Annotated in this window: 20 protein-coding genes and 1 pseudogene; 13 read left to right on the top strand and 8 right to left on the bottom strand. The window is 60.3% G+C overall.

Annotated features, from left to right (window positions below; all coding sequences use genetic code 11):
* Window positions 1-72: 72 nt before the first annotated feature.
* The 4 genes and pseudogenes from nahK to ACA066_RS15515 all read right to left on the bottom strand — a co-directional run bounded on the left by nahK (window position 73) and on the right by ACA066_RS15515 (window position 6208).
* Complete coding sequence (gene nahK / locus ACA066_RS15500; RefSeq protein WP_497699885.1) at window positions 73-2667, bottom strand: hybrid sensor histidine kinase/response regulator NahK/ErcS'; 2595 nt, start codon at window positions 2665-2667, stop codon at window positions 73-75.
* A complete protein-coding gene (gene nosP / locus ACA066_RS15505) occupies window positions 2636-3799 on the bottom strand; it encodes a nitric oxide-sensing protein NosP (RefSeq protein WP_497695608.1) in 1164 nt (387 codons plus the stop codon). Before nosP ends, nahK begins: the two co-directional genes overlap by 32 nt.
* A 243-nt stretch (window positions 3800-4042) precedes the next feature.
* Window positions 4043-5227, bottom strand: a pseudogene (locus tag ACA066_RS15510) (porin).
* Window positions 5228-5401: 174 nt separating this feature from the next.
* The gene (locus tag ACA066_RS15515) at window positions 5402-6208 is read right to left on the bottom strand and encodes a sulfite exporter TauE/SafE family protein (protein ID WP_497695609.1); all 807 of its coding nucleotides are present in this window, start codon (window positions 6206-6208) and stop codon (window positions 5402-5404) included.
* Window positions 6209-6369: 161 nt separating this feature from the next.
* On the opposite strand from ACA066_RS15515, the gene ACA066_RS15520 reads away from it, so the two are divergent.
* Window positions 6370-7233, top strand: coding sequence for an MBL fold metallo-hydrolase (locus tag ACA066_RS15520; RefSeq protein ID WP_497695610.1), 864 nt, complete (start codon window positions 6370-6372; stop codon window positions 7231-7233).
* 348 nt (window positions 7234-7581) lie between these two features.
* Here ACA066_RS15520 and bkdR read toward each other — a convergent pair whose 3' ends face one another.
* On the bottom strand, window positions 7582-8070 hold the full coding sequence (gene bkdR / locus ACA066_RS15525) for a Bkd operon transcriptional regulator BkdR (RefSeq protein ID WP_017339472.1): 489 nt from the start codon (window positions 8068-8070) through the stop codon (window positions 7582-7584).
* Window positions 8071-8255: 185 nt separating this feature from the next.
* On the opposite strand from bkdR, the gene ACA066_RS15530 reads away from it, so the two are divergent.
* The 5 genes from ACA066_RS15530 (at window position 8256) to ACA066_RS15550 (ending at window position 14466) form a co-directional block, all read left to right on the top strand.
* On the top strand, window positions 8256-9491 hold the full coding sequence (locus tag ACA066_RS15530; RefSeq protein ID WP_214383917.1) for a 3-methyl-2-oxobutanoate dehydrogenase (2-methylpropanoyl-transferring) subunit alpha: 1236 nt from the start codon (window positions 8256-8258) through the stop codon (window positions 9489-9491).
* A 1-nt stretch (window position 9492) separates the two neighbouring features.
* Window positions 9493-10551: an alpha-ketoacid dehydrogenase subunit beta gene (locus tag ACA066_RS15535; protein ID WP_214383919.1), complete on the top strand. Its 1059-nt coding sequence runs from the start codon at window positions 9493-9495 to the stop codon at window positions 10549-10551.
* Entirely contained in the window at window positions 10552-11829 is a 1278-nt protein-coding gene (locus tag ACA066_RS15540; protein WP_497695611.1) for a dihydrolipoamide acetyltransferase family protein, read from the top strand.
* Between the two features lie 11 nt (window positions 11830-11840).
* On the top strand, window positions 11841-13223 hold the full coding sequence (gene lpdA, locus ACA066_RS15545; protein WP_497695612.1) for a dihydrolipoyl dehydrogenase: 1383 nt from the start codon (window positions 11841-11843) through the stop codon (window positions 13221-13223).
* Window positions 13224-13446: 223 nt separating this feature from the next.
* A complete protein-coding gene (locus tag ACA066_RS15550) occupies window positions 13447-14466 on the top strand; it encodes a branched-chain amino acid aminotransferase (RefSeq protein WP_497695613.1) in 1020 nt (339 codons plus the stop codon).
* Between the two features lie 126 nt (window positions 14467-14592).
* Here ACA066_RS15550 and ACA066_RS15555 read toward each other — a convergent pair whose 3' ends face one another.
* Window positions 14593-15348, bottom strand: a complete 756-nt coding sequence (locus ACA066_RS15555; protein ID WP_497695614.1) for an ArsR/SmtB family transcription factor — start codon at window positions 15346-15348, stop codon at window positions 14593-14595.
* 82 nt (window positions 15349-15430) lie between these two features.
* Here ACA066_RS15555 and ACA066_RS15560 point away from each other — a divergent pair, with 82 nt between their 5' ends.
* Window positions 15431-16543, top strand: coding sequence for a cytochrome P450 (locus ACA066_RS15560; protein ID WP_497695615.1), 1113 nt, complete (start codon window positions 15431-15433; stop codon window positions 16541-16543).
* 112 nt (window positions 16544-16655) lie between these two features.
* Window positions 16656-17687 (top strand): D-cysteine desulfhydrase family protein, encoded by a 1032-nt coding sequence (locus ACA066_RS15565; protein ID WP_497695616.1) that lies wholly within the window; start codon window positions 16656-16658, stop codon window positions 17685-17687.
* 143 nt (window positions 17688-17830) lie between these two features.
* Here the strand turns inward: ACA066_RS15565 and ACA066_RS15570 are convergent, their stop codons facing one another.
* Entirely contained in the window at window positions 17831-18169 is a 339-nt protein-coding gene (locus ACA066_RS15570) for an FKBP-type peptidyl-prolyl cis-trans isomerase (protein WP_214383947.1), read from the bottom strand.
* A 144-nt stretch (window positions 18170-18313) separates the two neighbouring features.
* Between ACA066_RS15570 and ACA066_RS15575 the strand changes: the two genes are divergently transcribed.
* The 5 genes from ACA066_RS15575 to ACA066_RS15595 all read left to right on the top strand — a co-directional run bounded on the left by ACA066_RS15575 (window position 18314) and on the right by ACA066_RS15595 (window position 24052).
* Window positions 18314-19378 (top strand): M4 family metallopeptidase, encoded by a 1065-nt coding sequence (locus tag ACA066_RS15575; RefSeq protein WP_497695617.1) that lies wholly within the window; start codon window positions 18314-18316, stop codon window positions 19376-19378.
* Window positions 19375-19698: a protealysin inhibitor emfourin gene (locus ACA066_RS15580; RefSeq protein WP_497695618.1), complete on the top strand. Its 324-nt coding sequence runs from the start codon at window positions 19375-19377 to the stop codon at window positions 19696-19698. Before ACA066_RS15575 ends, ACA066_RS15580 begins: the two co-directional genes overlap by 4 nt.
* Window positions 19699-19782: 84 nt before the next feature.
* Complete coding sequence (locus tag ACA066_RS15585) at window positions 19783-20856, top strand: diguanylate cyclase domain-containing protein (RefSeq protein ID WP_497695619.1); 1074 nt, start codon at window positions 19783-19785, stop codon at window positions 20854-20856.
* A 143-nt stretch (window positions 20857-20999) separates the two neighbouring features.
* Window positions 21000-22808 (top strand): monovalent cation:proton antiporter-2 (CPA2) family protein, encoded by a 1809-nt coding sequence (locus tag ACA066_RS15590; protein ID WP_497695620.1) that lies wholly within the window; start codon window positions 21000-21002, stop codon window positions 22806-22808.
* A gap of 134 nt (window positions 22809-22942) precedes the next feature.
* The gene (locus ACA066_RS15595; protein WP_497695621.1) at window positions 22943-24052 is read left to right on the top strand and encodes a DNA alkylation repair protein; all 1110 of its coding nucleotides are present in this window, start codon (window positions 22943-22945) and stop codon (window positions 24050-24052) included.
* Here the strand turns inward: ACA066_RS15595 and ACA066_RS15600 are convergent.
* Window positions 24033-24605, bottom strand: a complete 573-nt coding sequence (locus ACA066_RS15600; protein WP_497695622.1) for a cytochrome b — start codon at window positions 24603-24605, stop codon at window positions 24033-24035. The genes ACA066_RS15595 and ACA066_RS15600 overlap by 20 nt on opposite strands.

The raw sequence follows: 24605 nt of genomic DNA on the forward strand, positions 1-24605 counted from the left end.
ATTTGTGTACGACGCAGAACTACTGTGGGAGCGAGCCTGCTCGCGATGGGGCCGGCCCAGACTCCAGAGAAATCAAGACCGACCGAGCAAATGACTCATCGCCGTCTTCAGCTTCATCGGCCGCACCGGTTTGTGCATCAAGGTGTGCCCCAACTCACGAATCTGCAATTTGAGCTCATTGCTGTAGTTGGCGGTGATCATCATCGCCGGAATGGCTGAGCCGCGCCGCGCATTGATCCGGGCCACCGCATCCACACCGTTCTGCTCATCATCCAAGTGATAATCGGCAATCAGCAAATCCGCTTCTTCATGGTAGTTGTCCACCTGCCGCGCCAGGTCCTGCTCCGACAACGCCGTCACCACCAGGCACCCCCAACCTTCGAGCAACGTACGCATGCCGGCACAAATCGCCGCATCGTTATCCAGTACCCACACCCGCGCGCCGCGCAGACGCACGAGCATCGGCTCACTCATCAGCAGGCTCGGCAATGCCTTGGGTGCCGTAGCGCTCAGCGGTACTTCGACGGAAAACATCGAGCCCTTGCCCGGCCACGAACGCACGTGAATGCGGTGCCCGAGAATCCCGGCAATTTTCTCGACAATCGCCAGCCCGAGGCCCAAGCCGCGGTCCTGGTCCGGACGCTGCACATCACCGCGCTTGAACTCCTGGAAAATCTCTTCCAGGCGGTTGTCCGCAATGCCCATGCCGCTGTCCCAGACCTCGATCGACAGGCGTTGATGATGACGCCGGCAACCGAGCACCACCCGGCCGCTGTAGGTGTAGCGAATCGCGTTGCTCAACAGGTTCCGCAGGATCCGCGCGAGCAATTGAATGTCGCTGCGCACCAGCGCCGAACACGCGATGAAATGCAGCTCAAGCCCTTCACTGCGGGCCACCTGGGTGTACTCGGCGGCGAGGTTTTCCAGCAACTCGCTCAAGGCGAACGGCGCAATGTCGGCCTTGATCACCCCGGCATCGAGTTTGGAAATATCCACCAGGGTGCCCAGCAGGTTTTCCACGTCTTCCAGGGAATTACTGACGTTGCGCACCAGAATCTCGTTGGCCACCGGCTCCCGGCGTTCGAGCAAGGCACTGGTAAACAGTCGCGCGGCATTCAGTGGCTGCAACAAGTCATGGCTGACGGCGGCGAGAAATTTGGTCTTCGACAGGTTGGCCTGTTCGGCTTCGAGCTTGGCTTCGCGCAGGCGTGATTCCACGCGCCGGCGTTCGTCGATCTCGCGTAGCAGCTGCTCATTGAGGGTGGTCAGTTCCGCCGTACGTTCACGTACCCGCAGTTCAAGGTTTTGATACGCCTGGTGCAGCGCCTCGGCGGTGCGGCGGCGCTCGGTGATGTCGCGGATCAACACGAAAATCCCCACCACCTCCCCGGTGACCAGCCGATTCGGCACGTAGGAGCGAAGCATGTAGCGCTCCTGATTATTGATGTTGGTTTCGGCAAACTCGAACGTCACGCTTTCACCGGCCAATGCCCGGGCCACGTAGGCTTCCAGCCGCTGGTAATGTTGCTCGCTGTGCACCTCGCGCAGGCTCTGCCCGAGCATGACGCCGCGAGGCCAGCAGTACCATTCTTCATAAACCTTGTTGGTGAACTCGTAGACCAGATCGGCATTGAGGTAGGCGATCAGCGCCGGTACGTGGTCGGTGATCAAGCGAATCCAGCGCTCGCTTTCGCTCAGCGCTTCGGCGTGCTGGTAGCGTTCGGTGATGTCGGTGAAGGTGTTGACAAAGCCGCCGGTGGGCAACGGATGCGTGCGGATTTCCAGGACCCGGCCATCGTAAAGACGCTGCTCGCATTCCTGTACCGGGCGCCCGTTGCCGTCGCGGCTGGCGGGGGTCAGCAGGTTCAACTCGCTGTCGGCGATCACTTCAGCGAACGGCCGGTGCGCCGCCACGGGCGCGAGGCCGCTGAGTTCGAGAAAACGCCGGTTCCACAATTCGAGTATGCCTTCGGCGTTGACCATCGCCACGCCCTGGGAAAGGTTGTCGACCGCCCGTTGCAGCAAATGGGATTTCTGCGCCACCGCCTGCTCGCGGCGCACGGTTTCGCTGAGTTTGACGTCGGTAATGTCGGTGAACAGGATCACCCGCCCGCCCTCTTGGGTCGGGCGTTCGCTGACTTGCAACCAGCGACCGTTCTGCAGGCGAAACAACAGGTTTTCGTCGGCCTGACCGCGCGGTTCCTCGGTAAACACTCCGGTGGCGATCATCAGTCGCTTGACTTCGGCCAGGCGCATGCCGGCGTTGATCCGCACCCGACTGTTGCCCCAGAACGCCTTGAAGCGGCTGTTGAACAGCACGATTCGCTGGTCGGCATCGAACAGTACAAAAGCGTCGGAAATGCTCTCGATAGCGTCGATCAAGTGTTGATGCGCGGTTTCTGCACGCAAGCGCGCTTCGCTGACCAAATGATTGCCCGACTTGAGTTCGGCCATGGCCTGGTTCAAGGCGTCGGTACGCTCACGCACCTGTTCGGCCAGCACCACCGAATGCTGGAACGCCGCGTACGGGTCGTTGCCGCGGGTGATACCGGATTCGATCCGTTCGATCAGCGCACCATTGATGCGCTGCAGTTTCTGGTTTTCGTGCCGCAGGCTGGCGATTTGCGCCTGAAGCTCAACGATGTCCAGGGGACCGGCCTCGGGCAATGGCAACCCCGGTGAAGGTCTGGTTGATGTGCATGCCATTGAACTGTTCTCCGTAGGTGTTGAAACCCATCACCCGCTGGTCACGCAAAAACGTACCGATCTGCTCCAGGCTGCCGCCGTCTTCCAGTTCCAGACGCCTGAGAAAACAATCGCAGCCGATGGTCAGCAACAGGTCACCGAGGCGTTCCTGCAAACCCTCGAACAGATTTTGCAAGTTCGGCAGCATCGGGCCGGGCGTCATGACCGTGAGGACGATGCCGTTTTCCACCGCACAGTAGAAACTCAGGCTCAGGTCCGGATGAACTTGCTGGATCGCCCGTACGTAGTACTGATCGTTGATCCGCACCGCCAGCGGGTGTGCGGCGAAGATCCGGTGATCGAGCTCGGCCACGGGCACGCCGATGTGCCGGGCGTACTCCTCGGCGGCGGGTTCGGCATTCAGTTCGAAAACCCGACGCGAAGCTCTGTCGGCCCCGGTGACCACCAGTTTTTCCGCCCGCGGCAGGATGTGGTGGGTCGTGAAGACTTCGAAATCCAGCCAGGTGTTGACCAGCACCACCACCGCCGCACCACTGTGGAACTCGCCACCGAAGTACACGTGGGTATGGGTCAGGTAATTGTCGTCGCCGGCCGAACCGCCGAAATGCGGGATGTCGCCCAACGCCGCGCTCAGCGCCGCGAGGACCATTTCTTCACGGCTGGACAAACCATCAAGCAAGGTCAGGGCAAAGCTGTTGCTCTTGATCGGCGCCAAGGTGTTGCTGCGACAGCCGCTGACCAGACGTTCGACCATTTGCTGGGCGTCGATCAGGCTGAATCGCTCCATCTCGTCGATCAGTTCGGCGTCGATGGAAAAATGCCGATGGTCGAAACCCACCGCCGTCACGCAGTTGCGGCCATAGCCCGACGGGGTGATTTCACCGGCGCTGGTGCAGCCGACCAGGCGAATACCGCCGAAGCTTTGTTGCAAGGCCTGACCCAGCGCCTGCAAGTCGTATTCGGCGGAACAGAAAAACAACACGAACCCCAAATGCGGATGCAATAGCTGCCGCGCCAGTTCCTGAGCCACCTGTTCGGCATCGGTCGACTGGGACATTGCACTGACGACACCTTCGCTCTGAACCTGCTGCATCGTCGCCTCCCGCAGGTGCGCATGTATGAGGTTGGAGTGTACGAAGGCCGTGGGCTGCTACGTATGCTACTTGGGTAGCGGTCAGGCGGTTCGATGGGATGAGAGATCTGGCAAACACCGTCGATCCCTTGTAGGAGCGAGGCTTGCCCGCGAAAGCGGTGTGTCAGTCGACATTAATGTTGAATGTGACGGCCTTTTCGCGGGCAAGCCTCGCTCCTACAGGGGATCTGCGTTGTGTCCGGGTTACCAGGTCAGCACCGCCCCCACCGCAAAGGTGTCGGTGTCTTCGTTCTGCGCGCTGGTGTCGTGGCCGTTGATTTCGAACTGGTTGTACTCGGCCACCAGCTTCAGGTTGTCGTTGACGTCATGAAACAGCGCAATGCCGCGAGTCTCGTAGTCCGCGCCGCTGCCGACCACGCCGTTGCCGTCGTCCTTGGTCTTGCCGTAGGACAAGGCCAGGCGGTTTTTCCCCAGTTTGTAGGAGCCCTGCAACAGGTAACCGTCACTGTCGACATTGCGCAAAGTCGGTTCGCCGGCGTTGTTGGTGAAGAACGGGTTGATGCCCTTGGCCTGGAAGCCGGAACCGGTCAGTGACAACCCGCCCATTTTCGCTTGAACGCCGTACCCGACACCTTTGGACGTGACGGATTGAACCGTAGCGTCGGTATTGTCCGAAGTCTGGTAGCTGCCGTTGACCCAGCTGTAAATCTTCGCTCCGGCGACGTCGAACTGATAGGTGATTTCGCTCTCGGTCCGCGGATTCTCCTGATACGCCTTGCCCGTCGGACTGCTGTCGTTGGTGTCCACCGGGTCCATGATCCCCACCGCCACCCGCAAGCCGTCCATCACCGGGGTAGGTTAGGTGATCTGCGAGGTCGGGAACGGGTACGGATAACCGCTGCCGATGTTGCCGAACGACACCCCGCCACCATCCACCAGCCCCAGGGTATCGCTGACCTGACCGTAACCGGCGAGCAATTCATCAAGCAGGATGTTGGAACGGGCGAACAGGCCGAAGTCCTTGCCGATCAGCACTTCGCCCCATTCCGGGTTGGCCACCGTGCCGTAGAACTGCCGCACATCGATGGCAGTGTCGGTGCCGTTGGTTTCGCTGTCGTTGATCGTCACCCAGAACGACGCCCGGGCGCCGAGCTTGAGATCATCGACCTGCTTGCCCATGTTGAAGCCCAGGTAGTTGGGCAGAAAGCCCATTTTGACTCGCGCCTGTCGACGATCGTATTGATCACCGGCACGGTCCACATCGCTGTTCACATAAAACGCGTTGATGTAGCCGTCTGTGGAAAATGTGGTCTGGTCCTTGTCGTACAGCATGATCTCGGCTTCGGCGATCGAGCTCAAACCGAGGGTCGACAGACTGGCGATCAAGGCTGGCAAGTACCGATGCTTGAAATTCTTATTGTTGTGCATGACGCGCTCGCAACGGGGGACTGGATGTCGGAGGCGATTATCGAAAGCTGACCGGCGGCGTTATACGCTGCCTTCGAGGTGGTTTTGAAGTGCTTTGGCCTGGCGGGTGGCGTGCAGCAAGTTCGGCGTAAGACCGGGCCGCGACGAGGGCCCGGAACTTAGGGTGTAAGACGGCTAGGCGCCGGCTCTGAACAGCATGTAGGCAGCGACCACGACGCAGACGCTGGCGAAGCCGATCTGCAGGGCCCTGGCCGGGACTCGGGCGCAAAGCTGTCGGCCAATGATCATGCCGATCACGCTTGCGACGATGAACGACACGCCCAGGCCATCGATCCGCACTCCGGCATGAAACGCACCGATCACGCCGATGGCGGAAATCAGACTGATCACCATCAGGGACGTTGCCACAATCCCGCGCATCTGCACATCGGTCAGTTGCTTGAACGCCGGGACGATCAGAAACCCGCCACCGACCCCGAGCAACCCGGAAACAACACCGGTCACCGCGCCGAGTGCCGCCAGGGTTGCGGTGCATTTGGCGGTCCAGGAAAAGCGTCCGGTCTGTTGATCGAGCATGCAGTTTTTCTGGCCCCAGTTGGCGTGCCCGTGATCGCTCGGGCCTTCGTCCTGGCGCTCGCGGCGCAGCATCCGCCAGGCCACCATGACCATCAGCAGGCTGAACAGAATCATCAGAATCTTTTCCGGTAACTGGTGGGCGAAGTAGATGCCGACCGGGGAAAAAATCGCCCCCAGCAAAGCAATCAACAGCGCCGCGCGGTAACGCACCAGACCATGGCGCAAACCGTCAATCGCCCCGACCGCCGCCGCGCTTCCCACCGCAAACAAGGCGACGGGTGCCGCCTGAGTCATGGTCAAACCCAACCCCAGTACCAGGGCCGGCACGGCAAGAATGCCGCCCCCGGCACCAGTCAATCCGAGGACAAGGCCCATGGCCACGCCAAAAAAACTTGCCAGCAACATAGAACGCTCGTAATCCATGACAAAAGCCGGGAACGCCCGGTATCGATGACTGACAGGATAGAGCCCGCGCAGCTTTTTACATCAATTGAATTGTTGTAGGGCTGGTCAGCGCAGGGAAAATGACACTACCCTCAAGGCCTGTCCCAAAAGAAACGGCCACCATGCCTGCCTTGATTGAAGCCTTCCTCGACCCTGCCTCGTCGACCTACAGTTACGTGATCTACGAAGCCGACGGCGGTCAGTGTGCGATCGTCGACCCGGTGCTCGATTACGACCCGGCTGCCGGGCGCACCGCCACCACCCAGGCGGATAAAATCATCGCCTTCGTCCGCGAACACCGTTTACACGTGCAATGGCTGCTGGAAACCCACGCCCATGCCGATCACCTGTCCGCCGCGCCTTATCTGCGCCGGGAACTGGGCGGCAGGATTGCGATCGGCCAGTCGATCAGCAAGGTTCAGGGGGTATTCAAAAGCCTGTTCAACCTTGAGCCGGAATTTGCGGTGGACGGTTCGCAGTTCGATCACCTGTTCGCCCCGGATGAATCGTTCATGATCGGTAACCTCAAGGCCACGGCCCTGCATGTACCCGGTCATACGCCGGCGGACATGGCCTACTTGATCGGCGGCCATCTGATTCTCGTGGGCGACACACTGTTCATGCCCGACGTGGGCACCGCCCGCTGCGACTTTCCCGGCGGCAATGCCAATCAGTTGTTTGCCTCGATCCAGAAGTTGCTGGCCTTTCCGGCCAGCGTGAGTCTCTACGTCTGCCACGATTACCCGCCTGAAGGCCGCGAACCCCGGTGCATGGCAACGGTGGGCGAGCAGCGCAAAAACAACGTCCACGTTCGCGACGGAATCGATGAAGCCGAGTTCGTTGCGATGCGCACCCAGCGTGATGCGGGGTTGGGCATGCCGACGCTGCTGCTGCCGGCGATTCAGGTGAACGTGCGGGCGGGGAATTTGCCGCCGGCCGAGGATAACGGCGTGACATACCTGAAAATCCCCCTGAACAAACTCTGACCTGTAGGAGCCGGCTTGCTGCGGGCGGCGTTCCGACGATGGCGATTCCGAAACCGCCATCGCTGGCAAGCCAGGCTCCTACAATTCCGGGGTGTCACACCAATCAGAGTCCACCACAAAACCTGTAGGAGCCCGGCTTGCCGGCGATGGCGATCCCAAAGCCGCCATCGCTGGCAAGCCAGGCTCCTACAATTCCGGGCTGTCACACCAATCAGAGTCCACCACAAAACCTGTAGGAGCCCGGCTTGCCGGCGATGGCGATCCCAAAGCCGCTATCGTCGGAACGCCGCCCGCAGCAAGCCGGCTCCTACAGATGGGTGATGTTGCGCGAATCGCGTAGTTGGCAAGTCAATTGGCCAGGGTCAACCCGTTCGCCGGCAACGGCAGCGCAGTTTTATAACGCACCTGCTTAAGCGCAAAACTCGAGCGGATGTTGGCCACGCCGGGGACTTTGGTGAGGAAGTCCATCATGAAGCGCTCCAGCGACTGAATGGTCGGCACCAGCACCCGGATCAGATAGTCCGGATCGCCCGCCATCAAATAGCACTCCATCACTTCAGGGCGATCCGAGATCGCTTCCTCGAAATGCTGCAACGCCTCCTCCACCTGTTTTTCCAGGCTGACGTGAATGAACACATTCACATGCAGCCCCAGCAGATCGGCATCCAGCAACGTCACTTGCTCGCGAATCAGCCCCAATTCTTCCATCGCCTTGACCCGGTTGAAGCACGGCGTCGGGGACAGGTTCACCGAGCGCGCGAGGTCGGCATTGGTGATGCGCGCGTTCTCCTGAAGGCTGTTGAGAATGCCGATGTCGGTACGGTCCAGTTTGCGCATGAGACAAAACCACCTGCTTTTTATGTTTATGCAGATTTTTTATCCTCAAATGATCTCAAGCGCAACGAAACAGAGAGAAATATTCTTCTTGGCCGGGCCTATGATTGTTGTAGGACAAGATTTCTTCCACAGAGGAATGACGGTCAGCTCACTACAAGAAATTCACAAGATCGAGCGTAGAAGCCATGAACCAAGCGTACGAACCGCTGCGCCTGCACGTTCCCGAACCTTCGGGCCGCCCAGGCTGCAAAACCGACTTCTCCTACCTGCGTCTGACCGACGCCGGCACGGTGCGCAAACCCGCCATTGACGTAGAACCCGCCGACACGGCCGACCTGGCCAAAGGCCTGATTCGCGTGCTCGACGATGAGGGCAATGCCCTCGGTCCGTGGGCCGAAGGCGTCCCGGTCGAGATCCTGCGTAAAGGCATGCGCGCCATGCTCAAGACGCGGATCTTCGACAACCGCATGGTCGTCGCCCAGCGGCAGAAAAAAATGTCGTTCTACATGCAAAGCCTTGGCGAAGAAGCCATCGGCAGCGCCCAGGCTCTGGCCCTGAACATCGACGACATGTGCTTCCCGACGTATCGCCAGCAAAGCATCCTGATGGCGCGCGAAGTACCGCTGGTGGACCTGATCTGCCAACTGCTGTCCAACGAGCGCGATCCGCTCAAGGGCCGTCAGTTGCCGATCATGTACTCGGTGAAAGAGTCCGGCTTCTTCACCATTTCCGGCAACCTTGCCACCCAATTCGTACAAGGCGTGGGCTGGGGCATGGCGTCGGCGATCAAGGGCGACACCAAAATCGCCTCGGCCTGGATCGGCGACGGCGCCACTGCTGAATCCGACTTCCACACCGCCCTCACCTTCGCTCACGTTTACCGTGCGCCAGTGATCCTCAACGTGGTCAACAACCAGTGGGCGATCTCCACGTTCCAGGCGATTGCCGGTGGTGAAGCGACCACGTTTGCCGGTCGTGGCGTCGGTTGCGGTATTGCCTCCCTGCGGGTTGATGGCAACGATTTCATCGCGGTCTACGCCGCCTCTGCCTGGGCCGCCGAACGCGCCCGCCGCAACCTCGGCCCGACCATGCTCGAATGGGTCACCTATCGTGCCGGCCCGCACTCGACATCCGATGATCCATCCAAATACCGTCCTGCCGACGACTGGAGCTACTTCCCGTTGGGCGACCCGATTGCGCGCCTTAAGCAGCACCTGGTGAAAATCGGCCACTGGTCCGAAGAGGAACACGTCGCCGTCAGCGCCGAACTGGAAGCTGAAGTCATCGCTGCGCAGAAAGAAGCCGAGCAGTACGGCACCCTCGCCGGCGGCCAGATTCCGAGCGCCGCGACCATGTTCGAAGACGTTTATAAAGAGATGCCGGAGCACTTGAAGCGCCAGCGTCAAGAGTTGGGGATCTGACATGAACGATCACAACAATAAAATCGAGTTGGAAACCGCCATGACCACGACCACCATGACCATGATCCAGGCCCTGCGCTCGGCCATGGATGTGATGCTTGAGCGTGACGACAACGTCGTGGTGTTCGGCCAGGACGTGGGCTACTTCGGCGGCGTATTTCGCTGCACCGAAGGCCTGCAGAACAAATACGGCACTTCCCGCGTGTTCGATGCGCCGATCTCCGAAAGCGGCATCGTCGGTGTTGCCGTGGGCATGGGCGCTTACGGTTTGCGTCCGGTGGCCGAAATTCAGTTCGCCGATTATGTATACCCGGCGTCGGACCAGATCATTTCCGAAGCCGCCCGCCTGCGCTATCGCTCGGCCGGCGAGTTCACCGCACCGATGACCCTGCGCATGCCTTGCGGCGGCGGCATCTACGGTGGCCAGACGCACAGCCAGAGTATTGAGGCGATGTTCACCCAGGTCTGCGGCTTGCGCACGGTCATGCCATCCAACCCGTACGACGCCAAAGGCTTGCTGATCGCCTCCATCGAAAACGATGACCCGGTGATCTTCCTCGAACCAAAACGCCTGTACAACGGCCCGTTCGATGGTCACCACGAACGTCCGGTCACCCCGTGGTCGAAACACCCGGCCGCACAAGTGCCGGACGGTTACTACACCGTACCGCTGGACGTCGCCGCCATCACCCGTCCCGGCAAGGACGTGACCATCCTGACCTACGGCACCACCGTTTATGTGTCGCAAGTCGCCGCTGAAGAAACCGGGATCGACGCTGAAGTCATCGACCTGCGCAGCTTGTGGCCGCTGGACCTGGAAACCATCGTCAAGTCGGTGAAGAAAACCGGCCGTTGCGTGGTCGTTCACGAAGCGACCCGCACTTGCGGTTTTGGCGCCGAACTGGTCGCCCTGGTGCAAGAGCACTGCTTCCACTACCTGGAAGCGCCGATCGAACGCGTCACCGGTTGGGACACCCCCTACCCGCACGCGCAAGAGTGGGCGTATTTCCCTGGTCCGACCCGTGTGGGCGCGGCTTTGAAACGGGTTATGGAGGTCTGAATGGGCACGCACGTTATTAAAATGCCGGACATTGGCGAAGGCATTGCAGAAGTTGAACTGTCGGTGTGGCACGTCAAGGTCGGCGACATGGTCGTCGAAGATCAGGTGCTGGCCGATGTAATGACCGACAAGGCGATGGTCGACATCCCTTCGCCGGTGCACGGCAAGGTGATTGCGCTGGGCGGTGTGCCCGGCGAAGTCATGGCGGTTGGCAGCATCCTGATCAGCATAGAAGTCGAAGGCGCGGGCAACGTTAAAGAGTCGGCTCAGCCTGTGGTTGCCGCTGTGAAAGAAGCACCCGCGCCAAAAGCCGAAACCGTTGTAGAAAGCAAACCAGCTCCTGTTGCGGCGCCGCGTGCTGCCGTATGCCAAGGCCCGATGGTGGCTCGCGAAGCCGATGAACGCCCGTTGGCGTCCCCGGCCGTGCGTAAACATGCACTTGATCTCGGCATCCAGTTGCGTCTGGTGCGCGGCACCGGCCCTGCCGGTCGCGTGCTGCACGAAGACCTCGACGCCTATCTGGCGCAAGGTCAGTCGAATGCATCGACCGCCACCGCCGCATACGCACAGCGCAACGACGAAGAACAAATCCCGGTCATCGGCATGCGTCGCAAGATTGCCCAGCGTATGCAGGACGCCACTCAACGCGCTGCCCACTTCAGTTATGTCGAGGAAATCGATGTCACTGCCGTGGAAGAACTGCGCGCGCACCTGAACGAAAAACACGGCGCGACCCGTGGCAAGCTGACGCTGCTACCGTTCCTCGTCCGCGCACTGGTCGTCGCCCTGCGCGACTTCCCGCAGATCAACGCCCGTTACGACGACGAAGCGCAGGTCATCACCCACCTTGGCGCGGTGCATGTCGGCATCGCCACCCAGGCAGACATCGGCTTGATGGTGCCGGTAGTGCGTCACGCTGAAGCTCGCAGTTTGTGGGACAGCGCTCAGGAAATCTCCCGTCTGGCCACCGCCGCGCGCACTGGCAAGGCCGCCCGCGAGGAACTGTCTGGCTCGAGCATCACCCTGACCAGCCTTGGCGCCCTGGGCGGCATCGTCAGCACGCCAGTGTTGAACCTGCCGGAAGTGGCCATCGTCGGCGTCAACAAAATCGTCGAACGCCCGATGGTGGTCAAAGGCCAGATCGTGATTCGCAAGATGATGAACCTCTCCAGTTCCTTCGATCATCGCGTGGTCGATGGCATGGACGCGGCGCAATTCATCCAGGCCGTGCGTGGCCTGCTCGAACAACCCGCCACCCTGTTCGTGGACTCTTTTTAACTGGAGCAGACATGCAGACTTTGAACACCACACTGCTGATCATCGGCGGCGGCCCTGGCGGTTATGTGACGGCGATTCGTGCCGGTCAACTGGGTATTTCGACCATTCTGGTGGAAGGTGAATCGCTGGGCGGTACGTGCCTGAACATCGGCTGCATTCCGTCGAAGGCGTTGATCCACGTTGCCGAGCAGTTCCATCAGACTCAGCACCACAGCAACAACTCGGCATTGGGCATCAGCGTTTCCGCGCCGACCCTCGACATCAGCAAAAGCGTCGAGTGGAAGGACGGCATCGTTGACCGCCTGACCACTGGCGTCTCGGCACTGCTGAAGAAAAACAAGGTTCAGGTCATTCAGGGCTGGGCGAAAGTGATCGACGGCAAGACCGTTGAAGTCGGCGACACGAGGATTCAGTGCGAACACCTGGTGCTGGCCACCGGATCGAAAAGCGTGAACCTGCCGATGCTGCCGATTGGCGGGCCAATCATCTCCTCAACCGAAGCCCTGGCGCCGACGTCGGTGCCGAAACGGCTGGTCGTGGTCGGTGGCGGTTACATCGGTCTGGAGCTGGGGATTGCCTATCGCAAGCTCGGTGCCGACGTCAGCGTGGTCGAGGCGCAGGATCGCATCCTGCCAGCTTACGACGCCGAACTGACCCAGCCTGTTCACGATGAATTGAAAAAACTCGGCGTGAAGCTTTACTTGAAACATAGCGTTCAAGGCTTTGATTCCAATAGCAATACATTGCAGGTTACCGACCCGAACAGCGACACCCTGAACCTGGAAACCGATCAGGTGCTGGTGGCGGTTGGTCGTAAACCGAACACTCAAGGCTGGAACCTCGAAGCGCTGAATCTGGACATGAACGGTTCGGCGATCAAGATCGACAACCGCTGCCAGACCAGCATGCGTAACGTCTACGCCATCGGCGACCTGAGCGGCGAACCGATGCTTGCGCACCGGGCCATGGCTCAAGGCGAGATGGTGGCCGAGTTGATCAGCGGTAAAACCCGCGAATTCAACCCGACCGCTATCGCTGCCGTGTGCTTCACCGACCCGGAACTGGTGGTGGTCGGCAAGACCCCGGACGACGTCAAGGCGGCGGGTCTGGACTGCATCGTTTCGAGCTTCCCGTTCGCGGCCAATGGCCGGGCGATGACTCTGGAGTCCAAAAGCGGCTTCGTGCGGGTCGTCGCTCGCCGGGACAATCATGTGATTGTCGGTTGGCAAGCGGTGGGCGTGGGTGTTTCGGAACTGTCGACCGCGTTTGGCCAGAGCCTGGAAATGGGTGCGCGGCTGGAAGACATTGCCGGGACCATCCACGCGCATCCGACGTTGGGTGAAGCGGTGCAAGAAGCGGCGTTGCGTGCATTGGGGCATGCGTTGCACCTGTGATTGATGGTGGCCCCATCGCTAGCAGGCTAGCTCCCACATTTGGAATGCGTTCTCCTGTGGGAGCTAGCCTGCTAGCGATTTCTTGAGGCCAACTCGATTTATCTGTCTGTCATCCGATAGTCCGGGCTGCGAAATGGGCCCGGAATGAAGTATTGTTGTCCCCATCCAAAAAACGTCAGAAGCCTTGAACCGTTTCGGCGGTTGTTAAGTGATAGAGGGTGTCATGGGTAACGAAAGCATCAATTGGGACAAGCTGGGTTTTGATTACATCAAGACAGACAAGCGCTATCTGTCGCACTGGCGTAATGGCGAGTGGGACAAAGGCACCCTGACCGAAGACAATGTGCTGCACATCAGCGAAGGCTCCACTGCCCTTCACTATGGCCAGCAGTGCTTCGAAGGCCTGAAGGCCTATCGTTGCAAGGACGGCTCGATCAACCTGTTCCGCCCGGACCAGAACGCCGCACGCATGCAACGCAGCTGTGCGCGCCTGCTGATGCCACAGGTGTCCACCGAGCAGTTCATCGAAGCCTGCAAGGAAGTGGTCCGTGCCAACGAGCGCTTCATCCCGCCTTACGGCACCGGCGGCGCGCTCTACCTGCGTCCGTTCGTGATCGGCGTGGGTGACAACATCGGCGTGCGTACCGCACCGGAATTCATCTTCTCGATCTTCTGCATCCCGGTCGGCGCTTACTTCAAGGGTGGCCTGACCCCGCACAACTTCCTGATCTCCAGCTACGACCGTGCCGCCCCACAAGGCACCGGCGCGGCCAAGGTCGGTGGCAACTACGCCGCCAGCCTGATGCCCGGCTCCCAAGCCAAGAAAGCGCATTTCGCCGACTGCATCTACCTGGACCCGATGACCCACACCAAAATCGAGGAAGTCGGTTCGGCCAACTTCTTCGGGATCACCCACGACAACAAGTTCGTGACCCCGAACTCGCCGTCGGTACTGCCGGGCATCACCCGCCTGTCGTTGATCGAACTGGCCAAGACGCGTCTGGGCCTGGAAGTGGTTGAAGGCGACGTGTTCATCGACAAGCTGTCCGACTTCAAGGAAGCCGGCGCTTGCGGTACGGCTGCCGTGATCACCCCGATCGGCGGCATCAGCTACAACGACCACCTGCATGTGTTCCACAGCGAAACCGAAGTCGGTCCGGTCACCCAGAAGCTCTACAAAGAGCTGACGGGCGTACAGACTGGCGAGATCGAAGCGCCAGCAGGCTGGATCGTCAAGGTTTGATCTGACGTTGCTGTTCGTTTAAGCACAAAAGCCCGGCCATCACTTGATGGCCGGGCTTTTTTACGTCTGCGATTGATGGTGAGAATTGATGCGTGATGCTACTACAGCATAAAAAAATCAATTATCTCAGCGTATAACAGCAATATCTTGATGTTGATTCGAAACAGGAAACGTTGGCTCGGCAGTCGATGGCAGCGCCAGGTTAAAACGCGCACCCATCTCTTTTCTTCCCCGCGGTGTCAACGCCAGCGCGCGGCTGTCCAGGTCCTGAGTCAGCCATTGGCGCTTGATCGCCGTTTGTAACAACGCCGCCCCCAACGAACCGCCCAGATGCGGCCGACGCATGCTCCAGTCCAGGCATGGGCAGGCGAAGCGGCGGCGCAACGTATTAAGGTCCTTGACCTCGATCCCCAATCCTTCGAATAACTGCTCGCCGCTGTCGCTCAGCTGATAGACCTGCTCATCGGTTTCCAGCAACCACCCTGCCTCGATCATCCGATCATGCAGCAGCACCGCCAGCGTACCGGCCATGTGGTCGTAGCAGGTTCGGGCGAACTGCAGACGATCCGGGGTGCGCGAGTTGAAGGTCGGCGCGGCGTTCTGGCCGATCACCATCAACGCTTCCAGTGCCTGGGCGACGCGCTTGTCCGCCAGGCTGTAATAGCGATGGCGGCCCTGGACATGCAAGCGCAACAGCGCCAGTTCCTTGAGTTTGGCCAGGTGCGCGCTGGCGGTGGAGGCGCTGACCTCGGCAATCGCTGCCAGCTCGGTGCTGGTGCGAGCGTGGCCGTCCATCAATGAGCAGAGGATTCTGGTCCGGGCCGGTTCCGCAATCGCGGCGGCCACTTGAGAAACGCCGATGTCGTGTTGTTCTACGTTCATATTTCGCTCCCGGACGAATCAAGGGCCTTTCGGACTGGAGATAGTAGCAACACTTTTTCAACCACGAACAAGACTGCGACCCATGGACCCGATCATCGCTGCGACTCATGCCGACCCTTATCCTTATTACGCGCAGTTGCGCGCTCAAGGCGGGCTGGTTTTTCACGAAGGACTGAAACTGTGCGTAGCCAGCAGCGCCAAGGCTGTCGCTGCGGTGCTCGCGCATGCTGACTGTCATGTGCGGCCGGCTCATGAGCCCGTGCCGAAGGCGATTGCCAGCGGTGTGGCCGGTAAAGTCTTCAGTCAGTTGATGCGGATGAATGAAGGCGAACGCCAGCGCTGCCCGAGGTCGGCCATTCAACCAGGGCTGGCGATGATCGACAGGGATGAGATCACTGCATTGGTCGGCGCGCGATTGATCAGCCCGGACGCCGATGGGCTGCACAAGGCGATGTTCCGTGGCCCGGTTTGCGTGGTGGCGGCGCTGCTGGGGTTCACGCCTGCGCAGGGCCGGGTCGTCAGTGAGCTGACCGCGGTCTTTGTCGCGTGCCTGTCGCCCCTCAGCGATCAGGCGCAACTGGACGCTGCCCATACGGCGGCGGAACAGTTGAGCGGCTATTTCATTGAGTTGCTGGATGATCCGGAAAATCAAAGCACCCTGCTCGCCGGTATTCGCCAACGGCTTGCGGGGACATCCTCCGACAGCGATGCAATGATCGCCAATCTCCTCGGCCTGCTCTCCCAGACCTATGAAGCCACCGCCGGGCTGATCGGTAACGCGTTGTTGGCGCTGATTCGAAACCCACAGTGGCTGAACGATTCGATCAACATTGACGACCTGGTGGCCGAAGCCCAGCGTTTCGATCCATCGGTGCAGAACACCCGTCGGTTCGTCGCCGCACCCTGTGAAATCGAAGGCGTAACGCTGAATACAGGCGACGTGATTCTGGTGCTGCTGGCCTCGGCCAATCGTGACCCGCAGCTCAATGACCAGCCTGATACCTTTATGTTCAAACGTCCGGAGCGGCGCAGTTTCACCTTCGGTTCAGGGCGTCATCAATGTCCGGGGCAGGTGCTGGCCCTGAGCATCGCCAGCGCCACGTTGACGCAGATTCTGGCGTTGAAACCCGCACTGGACCGACTGACCTGGCACTACCGCCCTTCCCTCAACGGCCGGATCCCGTTGTTCTCGTGAAAGGCCACTTTATTAGTTACATCAGGTTAAAGGTGAAATGACTGGCGATGCGTTTATCACGAAGGGCTTTCTCCATACAGTCACGTTGATAACAGTCAGCGAGGCGCCATCGATGCAAACCCAACTGGACAAGTCCCTGAGTGCTTTTGCGCGAGCAGACCTCCTGCAAGGCCCAACGCCCATTCAACGCGCCGAACGTCTCGAACAGCTGTTGGGCCTGCAGACCCGGGGAATCAGCCTGTTTCTCAAGCGCGACGATCACATGTTGCTGGGCGGTGGCGGCAACAAACTGCGCAAACTCGAATTCCACATCGGTGCTGCGCAAAAGGCCGGTATCGATACGATCATTACCGTGGGCGGCGTTCAGTCCAACCATGCGCGACTGACCGCGGCGGTCTGCGCGCGTCTGGGCATCGACTGTGAATTGATCCTCACCCGCTCCGTCCCCAAATCCGAGGTGGATTACGAACTCAACGGCAACGTGCTGCTCGACCAATTGTTTGGCGCACAGCTACAAGTGTTGGCCGCAGGCACCGACTCACTCGCCCGGGCCGAGAGTCGAGCGGTTCAACTTCGGGAATCGGGGCGCAAGGTGCTGGTGATTTCCATGGGCGGCTCAACCCCCCTGGGCAGTCTCGGGTATGCGCGCTGCGCAGCGGAAATCGCGGAGCAGGAGACGGCGCTCGGCCTCACCTTCCATCAGGTCGTGGTGCCCAACGGCAGCGCCGGCACCCACGCCGGGCTCGCGACCGGTTTCCAGTTGCTGGGTCGAGGCACATCGGTCATCAAGTCCTACTCGGTGTTATCGGATCGGGACTCGTCAGCGACCCGAACCCTGAAACTGACCCAGGACACCTTGGCGTTACTGGGCAGCAACGCCATCGTACGGCCCGAGGACATCGTGATTGACGGCAGTCAGTTGGGCGAGGGTTACGGCCTGCCGACCCAGGCCATGCAAGACGCCGTACGCCTGATGGCTCGCGCGGAAGGTCTGTTGATCGACCCGGTGTACTCCGGCAAAGCGTTTGCCGGCCTGTTGGCCGATCTGAAACAAGGTCGTTTCCGCGAGGGCGACAACGTGCTGTTCGTGATGACCGGCGGGACACCGGGGTTGTATGCCTACCGAGAGACGTTTCAGGGTTAGCGCATGCCAGGTTGACCGCGTTATCGTTCATCGCCAGCAAGCCGGCTCCTACAGTGTTCTGTGTCGATCAAAGACCCTGTAGGAGCCGGCTTGCCTGGCGATGGCGCCCTGTCAAACGACGCATTCGTCCGCCGATACAGCAATCAATCATCCCGCGTCAGCACTTCCAGCAACTCAATCTCGAAAATCAGGTTCGAATTCGGCGTGATCTTGCCCATGGTGCGCTCGCCATAGGCCAGATGCGCCGGCACCAGCAACTTGCGCTTGCCGCCGACCTGCATGCCCATGATGCCCTGATCCCAGCCCTTGATAACCCTCCCTGTGCCAATCACACACTGGAAAGGCTTGCCTCGGCTGTAGGAAGAATCGAATTCGGTGCCGTCTTCCAGCCAGCCGCGATACTGGGTGGTGATCAGTGCACCTTTGACGGCGGCTTTGCCGTCGCCCGGCTCGATGTCGATGATTTGCAGTTCGTCGTTCATGCTTCTACTCGTTTACGGTCGCCCGGGTCCGGGGCGCGGACGGAGGTTTTCGCAGAATTCGGCGCCGAAGGCAATCCATGGAACCGAAGCCCTTGGCGCCCGCTCACATGAGTATCGACCTCGTGCTCAGTAAAGGACGCTCTGATGACCGACCCACGATCACTGCGCAGTTTCATTCCGCCCTACATTCTCAATCGAATCATCGCCCACGGTTCCGAGCGTCAGCGCTCCAGCGCGATGGTCACGCTGACCCATGTGCGTACGCTTCGGCATACGCCGGGGTTACCGGTGCCTTCTGCTGCGGCGACGATCCTGCCCCCCTCCGTTCAACCCGGCCAGGTCCAGCGCAGCATTCATGATGCGCAAGGCAAAATGCTTCTGCCGGGAATGCCTGTGCGCCTTGAAGACCAGCCAGCGACGGGCGATCCTGCGGTTGACGAAGCTTACGATGCAATGGGCGCCAGTCATGACTTTTTCTGGAAGGTGCTGGGCCGCGACTCCATCGACAATCAGGGTTTTGCGCTGATCGGCAGTGTGCATTACGGCCAGAATTACGAAAACGCATTCTGGAACGGCGCGCAAATGGTTTTCGGGGATGGTGATGGCGAGATCTTCGAGCGCTTCACCCGCTCGCTGGATGTGATCGGGCACGAGCTGACTCATGGTGTGATCGAAAGCGAAGCCGGCCTGGTCTATGCCAACCAGTCCGGGGCATTGAATGAGTCGATATCGGATGTTTTCGGGGTGCTGATCAAGCAACGTGTGCTGGGTCAGACGGCCGCAGAGGCGGACTGGCTGATCGGCGCCGACCTGCTGACGCCTCGCATCAAGGGCGTCGGTTTGCGTTCGATGGCTCATCCGGGCACGGCTTACGACGACCCGCTGCTCGGCAAGGACCCGCAACCGGACCATATGCGCAAGTTCGTCATCACTCAGGAAGACAATGGCGGCGTGCACATCAATTCCGGAATTCCCAACCGGGCGTTTTATCTGTTGGCGCAAGCCCTGGGCGGCTTTGCCTGGGACAAGGCCGGGCGCATCTGGTACGACACGTTGTGCGACAAACGTTTGGGCGGCGATGCGTCATTCGAGCAATTCGCGCAACTGACCGTTGCCCACGCTCGCAACCGTTTCGGCACCGAGGAGGCTCGAGCGGTAAAGCACGGATGGGCCGAGGTGGGTGTCAAATCGAGTCAGGAGGGTTCATGAAAACGCTGCCAACATTGGGCGATGAAGCCGTCGTTCGTCTTTCGCGCCAGGGTGGTTTCGCGATGGTCCACGCGTTGACCCGTCCCCGTGAAATCGAGTTCGCGCAATGTGATCTCGATCAGCGCACGCGTATTTGCACGTTACTGGAGGGTTGTCTGCCCCTGACCCGCGAATCTTCCGGCCAGGGCGATCAGCGCTTCTATCAAATCGAAGTGCGCTACCGCCTCAATGAGCAGGACGACTGGCTGGTGCTGAAAGTGCCCGAGGATCAGGCGCCGGGGGAATTGGTGCATTTGTGGGACAAAGGAGAAGTTCTTTAGGGCTTCGGATGCCATAGCGCAGGCGTGTGAACTACCATAAGCACACCTTCCGTGATGATGGCCAGCCATGATGGCAACCCCTGAATGAACTTCGTCTGGACCAGCGCAGCCCTCGGCACAATGGTGCTTGCCCTGATCATCGCGCTGATCTGCCGCGAACGTTCGCTGCGCAAGCAGCTGGCCAAACATCGGGCGCTGATTGCCAGTCTGTCCGAACGGCAGACTATCCACCAGGACAGCGACGCCGAACGCTTCAAGCGCAGCCAGTACTTCGCGCGTATCGGAACCTGGGACTGGGATGTCGACACCGACCGGCTCTACTGGTCGGACGCGATCTACGGCATGTTCGGTTTCAAGATCGGCGAAGTGACACCCTCCTACGCCCTGTTTTGCGCCTGCGTGCACCCGGACGACCGGGTCAAGGTGCGGACCGGTGAGCTGCGTTGCCTGGAAACCGGCGAGAACCATGACGAGGAATACCGGGTCATCTGGCCCGACGGCACCATCCGTTGGTTGCGCGAGACCGGCAACGTGGTGAAGAACGATCACGATGAAACGATCAAGATGATGGGCGTGGTCCGCGACATCACCGAAGAAAAAGCTTCCGCCAGTTATTTGCAGCACCTGGCTCATTTCGACCCGTTGACTGGCCTGCCCAATCGTCTGGTGCTCGAGGAACGTTTGTCCGAGGCGCTGGAACACGCGCGCATCAGTGCCACCCGAGTGGCGCTGGTGTTTGTCGACCTCAACGGGTTCAAGGCCATCAACGACCATTACGGCCATGCCGCCGGTGACCGCGTCCTCGTCACCACCGCCACGCGCCTGAAGCGAATCCTGCGTTCAACCGACACCGTCGCCCGCATCGGTGGCGACGAATTCGTGGTCATCCTCCAGGGCCTGCCTCAAGGCAGCAGTCTGCAAGACGAAGCCCGCAGCATCTGCCAGAAAATCTTCGTGGAACTCTCACCCCCCGTGACCATCGGCACCGACCAACGCCACATCGGCACCAGCCTGGGCGTCGCCGTGTTCCCGGACCATGCGCCGAGCATGGACCGCTTGATTCATATTGCTGACTTGGCGATGTATGCGGCTAAGCGCAGTGGGAATAATCAATATCGGTTGGGTGAGCAGGGGTTGAGCCATAGTCGGGTGGAATGAAGGGTAAAAAAAACATTCCTCTTGGTTGCGAGTGAAATACGCAACGACGCGCCATTCATACAATCATTGCCAACCTGGCTGACGCCCGTCATCGCAGCCTTTATCCTTGTGCCCCCCGCCGTACCGAGTTCTGGAGTTTCCCAATGCCCCATGAAGGCAACCTGTTGCAAGCCGCTGTCGTGTTTTTGTTCGCGGCGGTGCTCACCGTTCCTTTGGCCAAGCGCCTGCAACTGGGGGCGGTGCTGGGCTATCTGTTTGCTGGCGTGATTATCGGGCCGTCGGTACTGGGCCTGATCGGCAACCCGCAAAGCGTCAGTCATATTTCCGAACTCGGCGTGGTGTTGCTGCTGTTCATCATTGGCCTGGAACTGTCGCCACGGCGCTTGTGGGTGATGCGCAAGGCGGTGTTTGGCGTCGGCCTGGCACAGGTGCTGCTGACCGGGTCGGTGATTGGCGTGGTGGCGCTGTTCGTGTTTGGCCAGCCGTTGAATAGCGCGATTGTGCTGGGCTTGGGCTTGGCCTTGTCGTCCACTGCGTTTGGCTTGCAAAGCCTGGCTGAGCGCAAAGAGCTGACCAGTCCGCATGGGCGCCTGGCCTTTGCAATTCTGTTGTTCCAGGACATCGCCGCGATCCCGCTGATCGCCATGGTGCCGCTACTGGCGGGCGGCGATCACACCACCAGCGCGGCCCAGGATTTGAACCACGGCTTGCGGGTACTGGGCAGCATTGCAGTGGTGGTCATTGGCGGTCGCTATCTGCTGCGACCGGTGTTCCGCGTGGTGGCCAGGACCGGTTTACCGGAAGTCTCCACCGCCACGGCGCTACTGGTGGTGATCGGCACGGCGTGGCTGATGGACCTGGTGGGCGTTTCGATGGCGCTGGGCGCGTTCCTCGCCGGTTTGCTGCTGGCGGACTCCGAGTATCGCCACGAGCTGGAAGCACAGATCGAACCCTTCAAGGGTTTGCTGCTGGGACTGTTTTTCATCAGCGTCGGCATGGGCGCGAACCTGAGTTTGCTGCTCAGCGCGCCTATCACGGTGCTGGGGCTGACGCTGCTGCTGATCGCCATCAAGCTGCCGCTGCTGTTTGTGGTGGGTCGACTGGCTGGTGGCTTGGGCAAGGTCAGTGCGATTCGCCTCGGCATCGTGCTCGCCGCCGGTGGTGAATTCGCGTTCGTGGTGTTCAAGATCGGCCGGGATCAGGGCTTGTTCGAGACTCGCCTGTACGACCTGCTGGTGCTGACGATCACGCTGTCCATGGCCGTGACGCCGCTGTTGCTGCTGATCTGTGCGCGACTGGTCAGCCCGAAGGTGCAGCCGGTGGTGGTGCCGGAGAAATTCCGCGAGATCGACACCGACGAACCCCGCGTGGTGATCGCCGGCATGGGCCGGATGGGGCAGATCGTCGCCCGTATCCTGCGAGCGCAGAACATCAAGTTCGTGGCCCTGGACACCTCGGTGGAAACCATCGAGCTGTCGCGCAGTTTCGGCGGCGTACCGGTGTTCTATGGCGACCCGATGCGCCCGGAAATCCTCAGCGCGGCCAAGGTCGAGCAGGCAGAGTACTTCATCATCGCCACCGATGATCCGGACACCAACATCAAGACCGCCGAGGTGGTGCACAGGCTGTATCCACACATCAAGATCATCGCCCGCGCCCGTAACCGCCAGCATGTGCACCGGTTGGTGGACCTGGGGGCCGAGGCGATTCGCGAAACCTATTATTCGAGTCTGGAAATGAGCCGGCGCACGTTGGTAGGACTGGGGCTGACCCAGGCTCAGGCCGATGCGCGGATCAAGCGCTTCAAGCATCACGATGAACAGGTGCTGGAAGCGCAGCATGCGGTGTATGACGATGCGGCGAAGGTCTTGCAGACCGCGCAGGAAGCCAGGGCGGAACTGGCGAAGCTGTTTGAGTCGGATCAGCTGGAAGAAGAATCCAGCAAGACTTGAGGTGAATTTGAGGGCCTCTTCGCGGGCAAGCCTCGCTCCTACAGGTCCTGCGCCGTCCTTGTAGGAGCGAGGCTTGCCCGCGAAGAACGATAACGCGGTGTATCTGAATAAATAACGACTTCAAGGAATCCACAATGGCCGTTGACCCACCCAACCCCGCCCTCAAGGAAATCTTCAACGCCGAGCGCCTCCAGCACATCGCCACGGAGATGACCGCGGTCTACCCCGCGTTCAACGCCAAGGCCTTCCTGAAAATGGCCAACGACGGGCTCGCCAAGTTGTCGATCATGCAGCGCATGGCGCGGGTCAGCGAGTGCCTGCACGCTGTCCTGCCGTTGAGTTATGAAGCGTCGCTCGAGGTGCTGCGCGCCCTAGCCCCGCGCCTGAACAGCGGCTTCGTCAGCATCTCGCTGCCCCATTACGTCGCGACCTATGGCGGCCACGCGTTCGAACACTCCATGGACGCGCTCAAATACTTCACCACCTTCGGCTCCGCTGAATTCGCGATCCGCTATTTCCTGCGCAGCGACTTCGAGCGCGCTCTGGCGGTGATGCACGAGTGGTCGCGAGACGAAAACGAACACGTACGGCGTCTGGCCAGCGAAGGCTGCCGCCCGCGTCTGCCGTGGTCATTTCGACTGGAGCAGATCCAGGCCGACCCGACCCTCGCCGCCGCCATCCTCGACAACCTCAAGGCCGACGACAGCCTCTATGTGCGCAAGTCGGTGGCCAACCACTTGAACGACATCACCAAGGACCATCCCGAGTGGGTGCTGGACCTGATCGAAGGCTGGTCGCTGGACAACAGGCACACCGCGTGGATCGCCAAACATGCACTGCGCAGCTTGATCAAACAGGGCAACCCGCGAGCACTGGCGATCATTGGTGCGGGTGGCAAGCCTGAAGTCGACATCATGGAGGTGAAAGTCGAACCGGCGGTGATTGCGTTGGGGGAGAAAATCACCTTGTCCTTTACCGTTAAATCCACGGTCGAGAACAGCCAGCGACTGGTGATCGACTACGCCATCGATTACGTCAAGGCCAACGGCAGCACTTCGGCGAAGGTATTCAAGCTCAAGGCGCTGACATTGCCTGGCCACGCAGCCGCCCGCCTCAGCCGTGGCCAGCACATCAAGGAACTCACCACTCGCAAGCATTACGCCGGCCGGCACGCCGTGCACCTTCTGGTGAACGGGGAACGGCTGGCAAGCACGCAGTTCGACATTACCGCTGACGCTGATTGACCGCGTTGCGGGACCGGTCGGGCAGCATGCGTGTCAGGGTGTTGTCACGGACCCAGTAGTGATGGAACAGCCCCGCCGCCGCGTGCAATCCAATCAGCCAGTAGCCGCTGCTGCCGAGCAGTTCATGCCAGTACTTGAACTGTTTGGCCAGTTCCGGATTCACCGCCACCGGCGACGGCAGGAAAAAATCGAACCAAGGCATCGGCTTGCCTCCCGCCGACAGCATCAGCCAGGCCAGGATCGGTGTGGCGATCATCAGCGCGTACAGCGTCACGTGCATCAGGTGTGACACTGCAGTTTGCCAAGCGGGAAGCGCCGGGGTGATGGGCGGGCGAGGCGTGAGTCGCCCGAGCAAGCGGACCCAGACCAAGGCAAAAATGCTCAACCCGAACACGCCGTGCAGAACGAGAAACAGCCCCCTCAGAGCATGCCCCTTGGGCAGTAGGCCCTTGATTTCGAGGCAGACATACACACCGGCGAACAACACCAGCATTAACCAGTGCAAGGTGATGGACAGTTTTGCATAGTGCTGCGGTGTTGAGTCGCGGGTCAT

This window comes from Pseudomonas sp. LBUM1651 (assembly GCF_059716135.1).

Coding starts and splice junctions, on each gene's coding strand:
- nosP (WP_497695608.1), bottom strand. CDS start 3,799: ATGCAGCAGGTTCAGAGCGAAGGTGTCGTCAGTGCAATGTCCCAGTCG.
- ACA066_RS15515 (WP_497695609.1), bottom strand. CDS start 6,208: ATGTTGCTGGCAAGTTTTTTTGGCGTGGCCATGGGCCTTGTCCTCGGA.
- ACA066_RS15520 (WP_497695610.1), top strand. CDS start 6,370: ATGCCTGCCTTGATTGAAGCCTTCCTCGACCCTGCCTCGTCGACCTAC.
- bkdR (WP_017339472.1), bottom strand. CDS start 8,070: ATGCGCAAACTGGACCGTACCGACATCGGCATTCTCAACAGCCTTCAG.
- ACA066_RS15530 (WP_214383917.1), top strand. CDS start 8,256: ATGAACCAAGCGTACGAACCGCTGCGCCTGCACGTTCCCGAACCTTCG.
- ACA066_RS15535 (WP_214383919.1), top strand. CDS start 9,493: ATGAACGATCACAACAATAAAATCGAGTTGGAAACCGCCATGACCACG.
- ACA066_RS15540 (WP_497695611.1), top strand. CDS start 10,552: ATGGGCACGCACGTTATTAAAATGCCGGACATTGGCGAAGGCATTGCA.
- lpdA (WP_497695612.1), top strand. CDS start 11,841: ATGCAGACTTTGAACACCACACTGCTGATCATCGGCGGCGGCCCTGGC.
- ACA066_RS15550 (WP_497695613.1), top strand. CDS start 13,447: ATGGGTAACGAAAGCATCAATTGGGACAAGCTGGGTTTTGATTACATC.
- ACA066_RS15555 (WP_497695614.1), bottom strand. CDS start 15,348: ATGAACGTAGAACAACACGACATCGGCGTTTCTCAAGTGGCCGCCGCG.
- ACA066_RS15560 (WP_497695615.1), top strand. CDS start 15,431: ATGGACCCGATCATCGCTGCGACTCATGCCGACCCTTATCCTTATTAC.
- ACA066_RS15565 (WP_497695616.1), top strand. CDS start 16,656: ATGCAAACCCAACTGGACAAGTCCCTGAGTGCTTTTGCGCGAGCAGAC.
- ACA066_RS15570 (WP_214383947.1), bottom strand. CDS start 18,169: ATGAACGACGAACTGCAAATCATCGACATCGAGCCGGGCGACGGCAAA.
- ACA066_RS15575 (WP_497695617.1), top strand. CDS start 18,314: ATGACCGACCCACGATCACTGCGCAGTTTCATTCCGCCCTACATTCTC.
- ACA066_RS15580 (WP_497695618.1), top strand. CDS start 19,375: ATGAAAACGCTGCCAACATTGGGCGATGAAGCCGTCGTTCGTCTTTCG.
- ACA066_RS15585 (WP_497695619.1), top strand. CDS start 19,783: ATGAACTTCGTCTGGACCAGCGCAGCCCTCGGCACAATGGTGCTTGCC.
- ACA066_RS15590 (WP_497695620.1), top strand. CDS start 21,000: ATGCCCCATGAAGGCAACCTGTTGCAAGCCGCTGTCGTGTTTTTGTTC.
- ACA066_RS15595 (WP_497695621.1), top strand. CDS start 22,943: ATGGCCGTTGACCCACCCAACCCCGCCCTCAAGGAAATCTTCAACGCC.
- ACA066_RS15600 (WP_497695622.1), bottom strand. CDS start 24,605: ATGACCCGCGACTCAACACCGCAGCACTATGCAAAACTGTCCATCACC.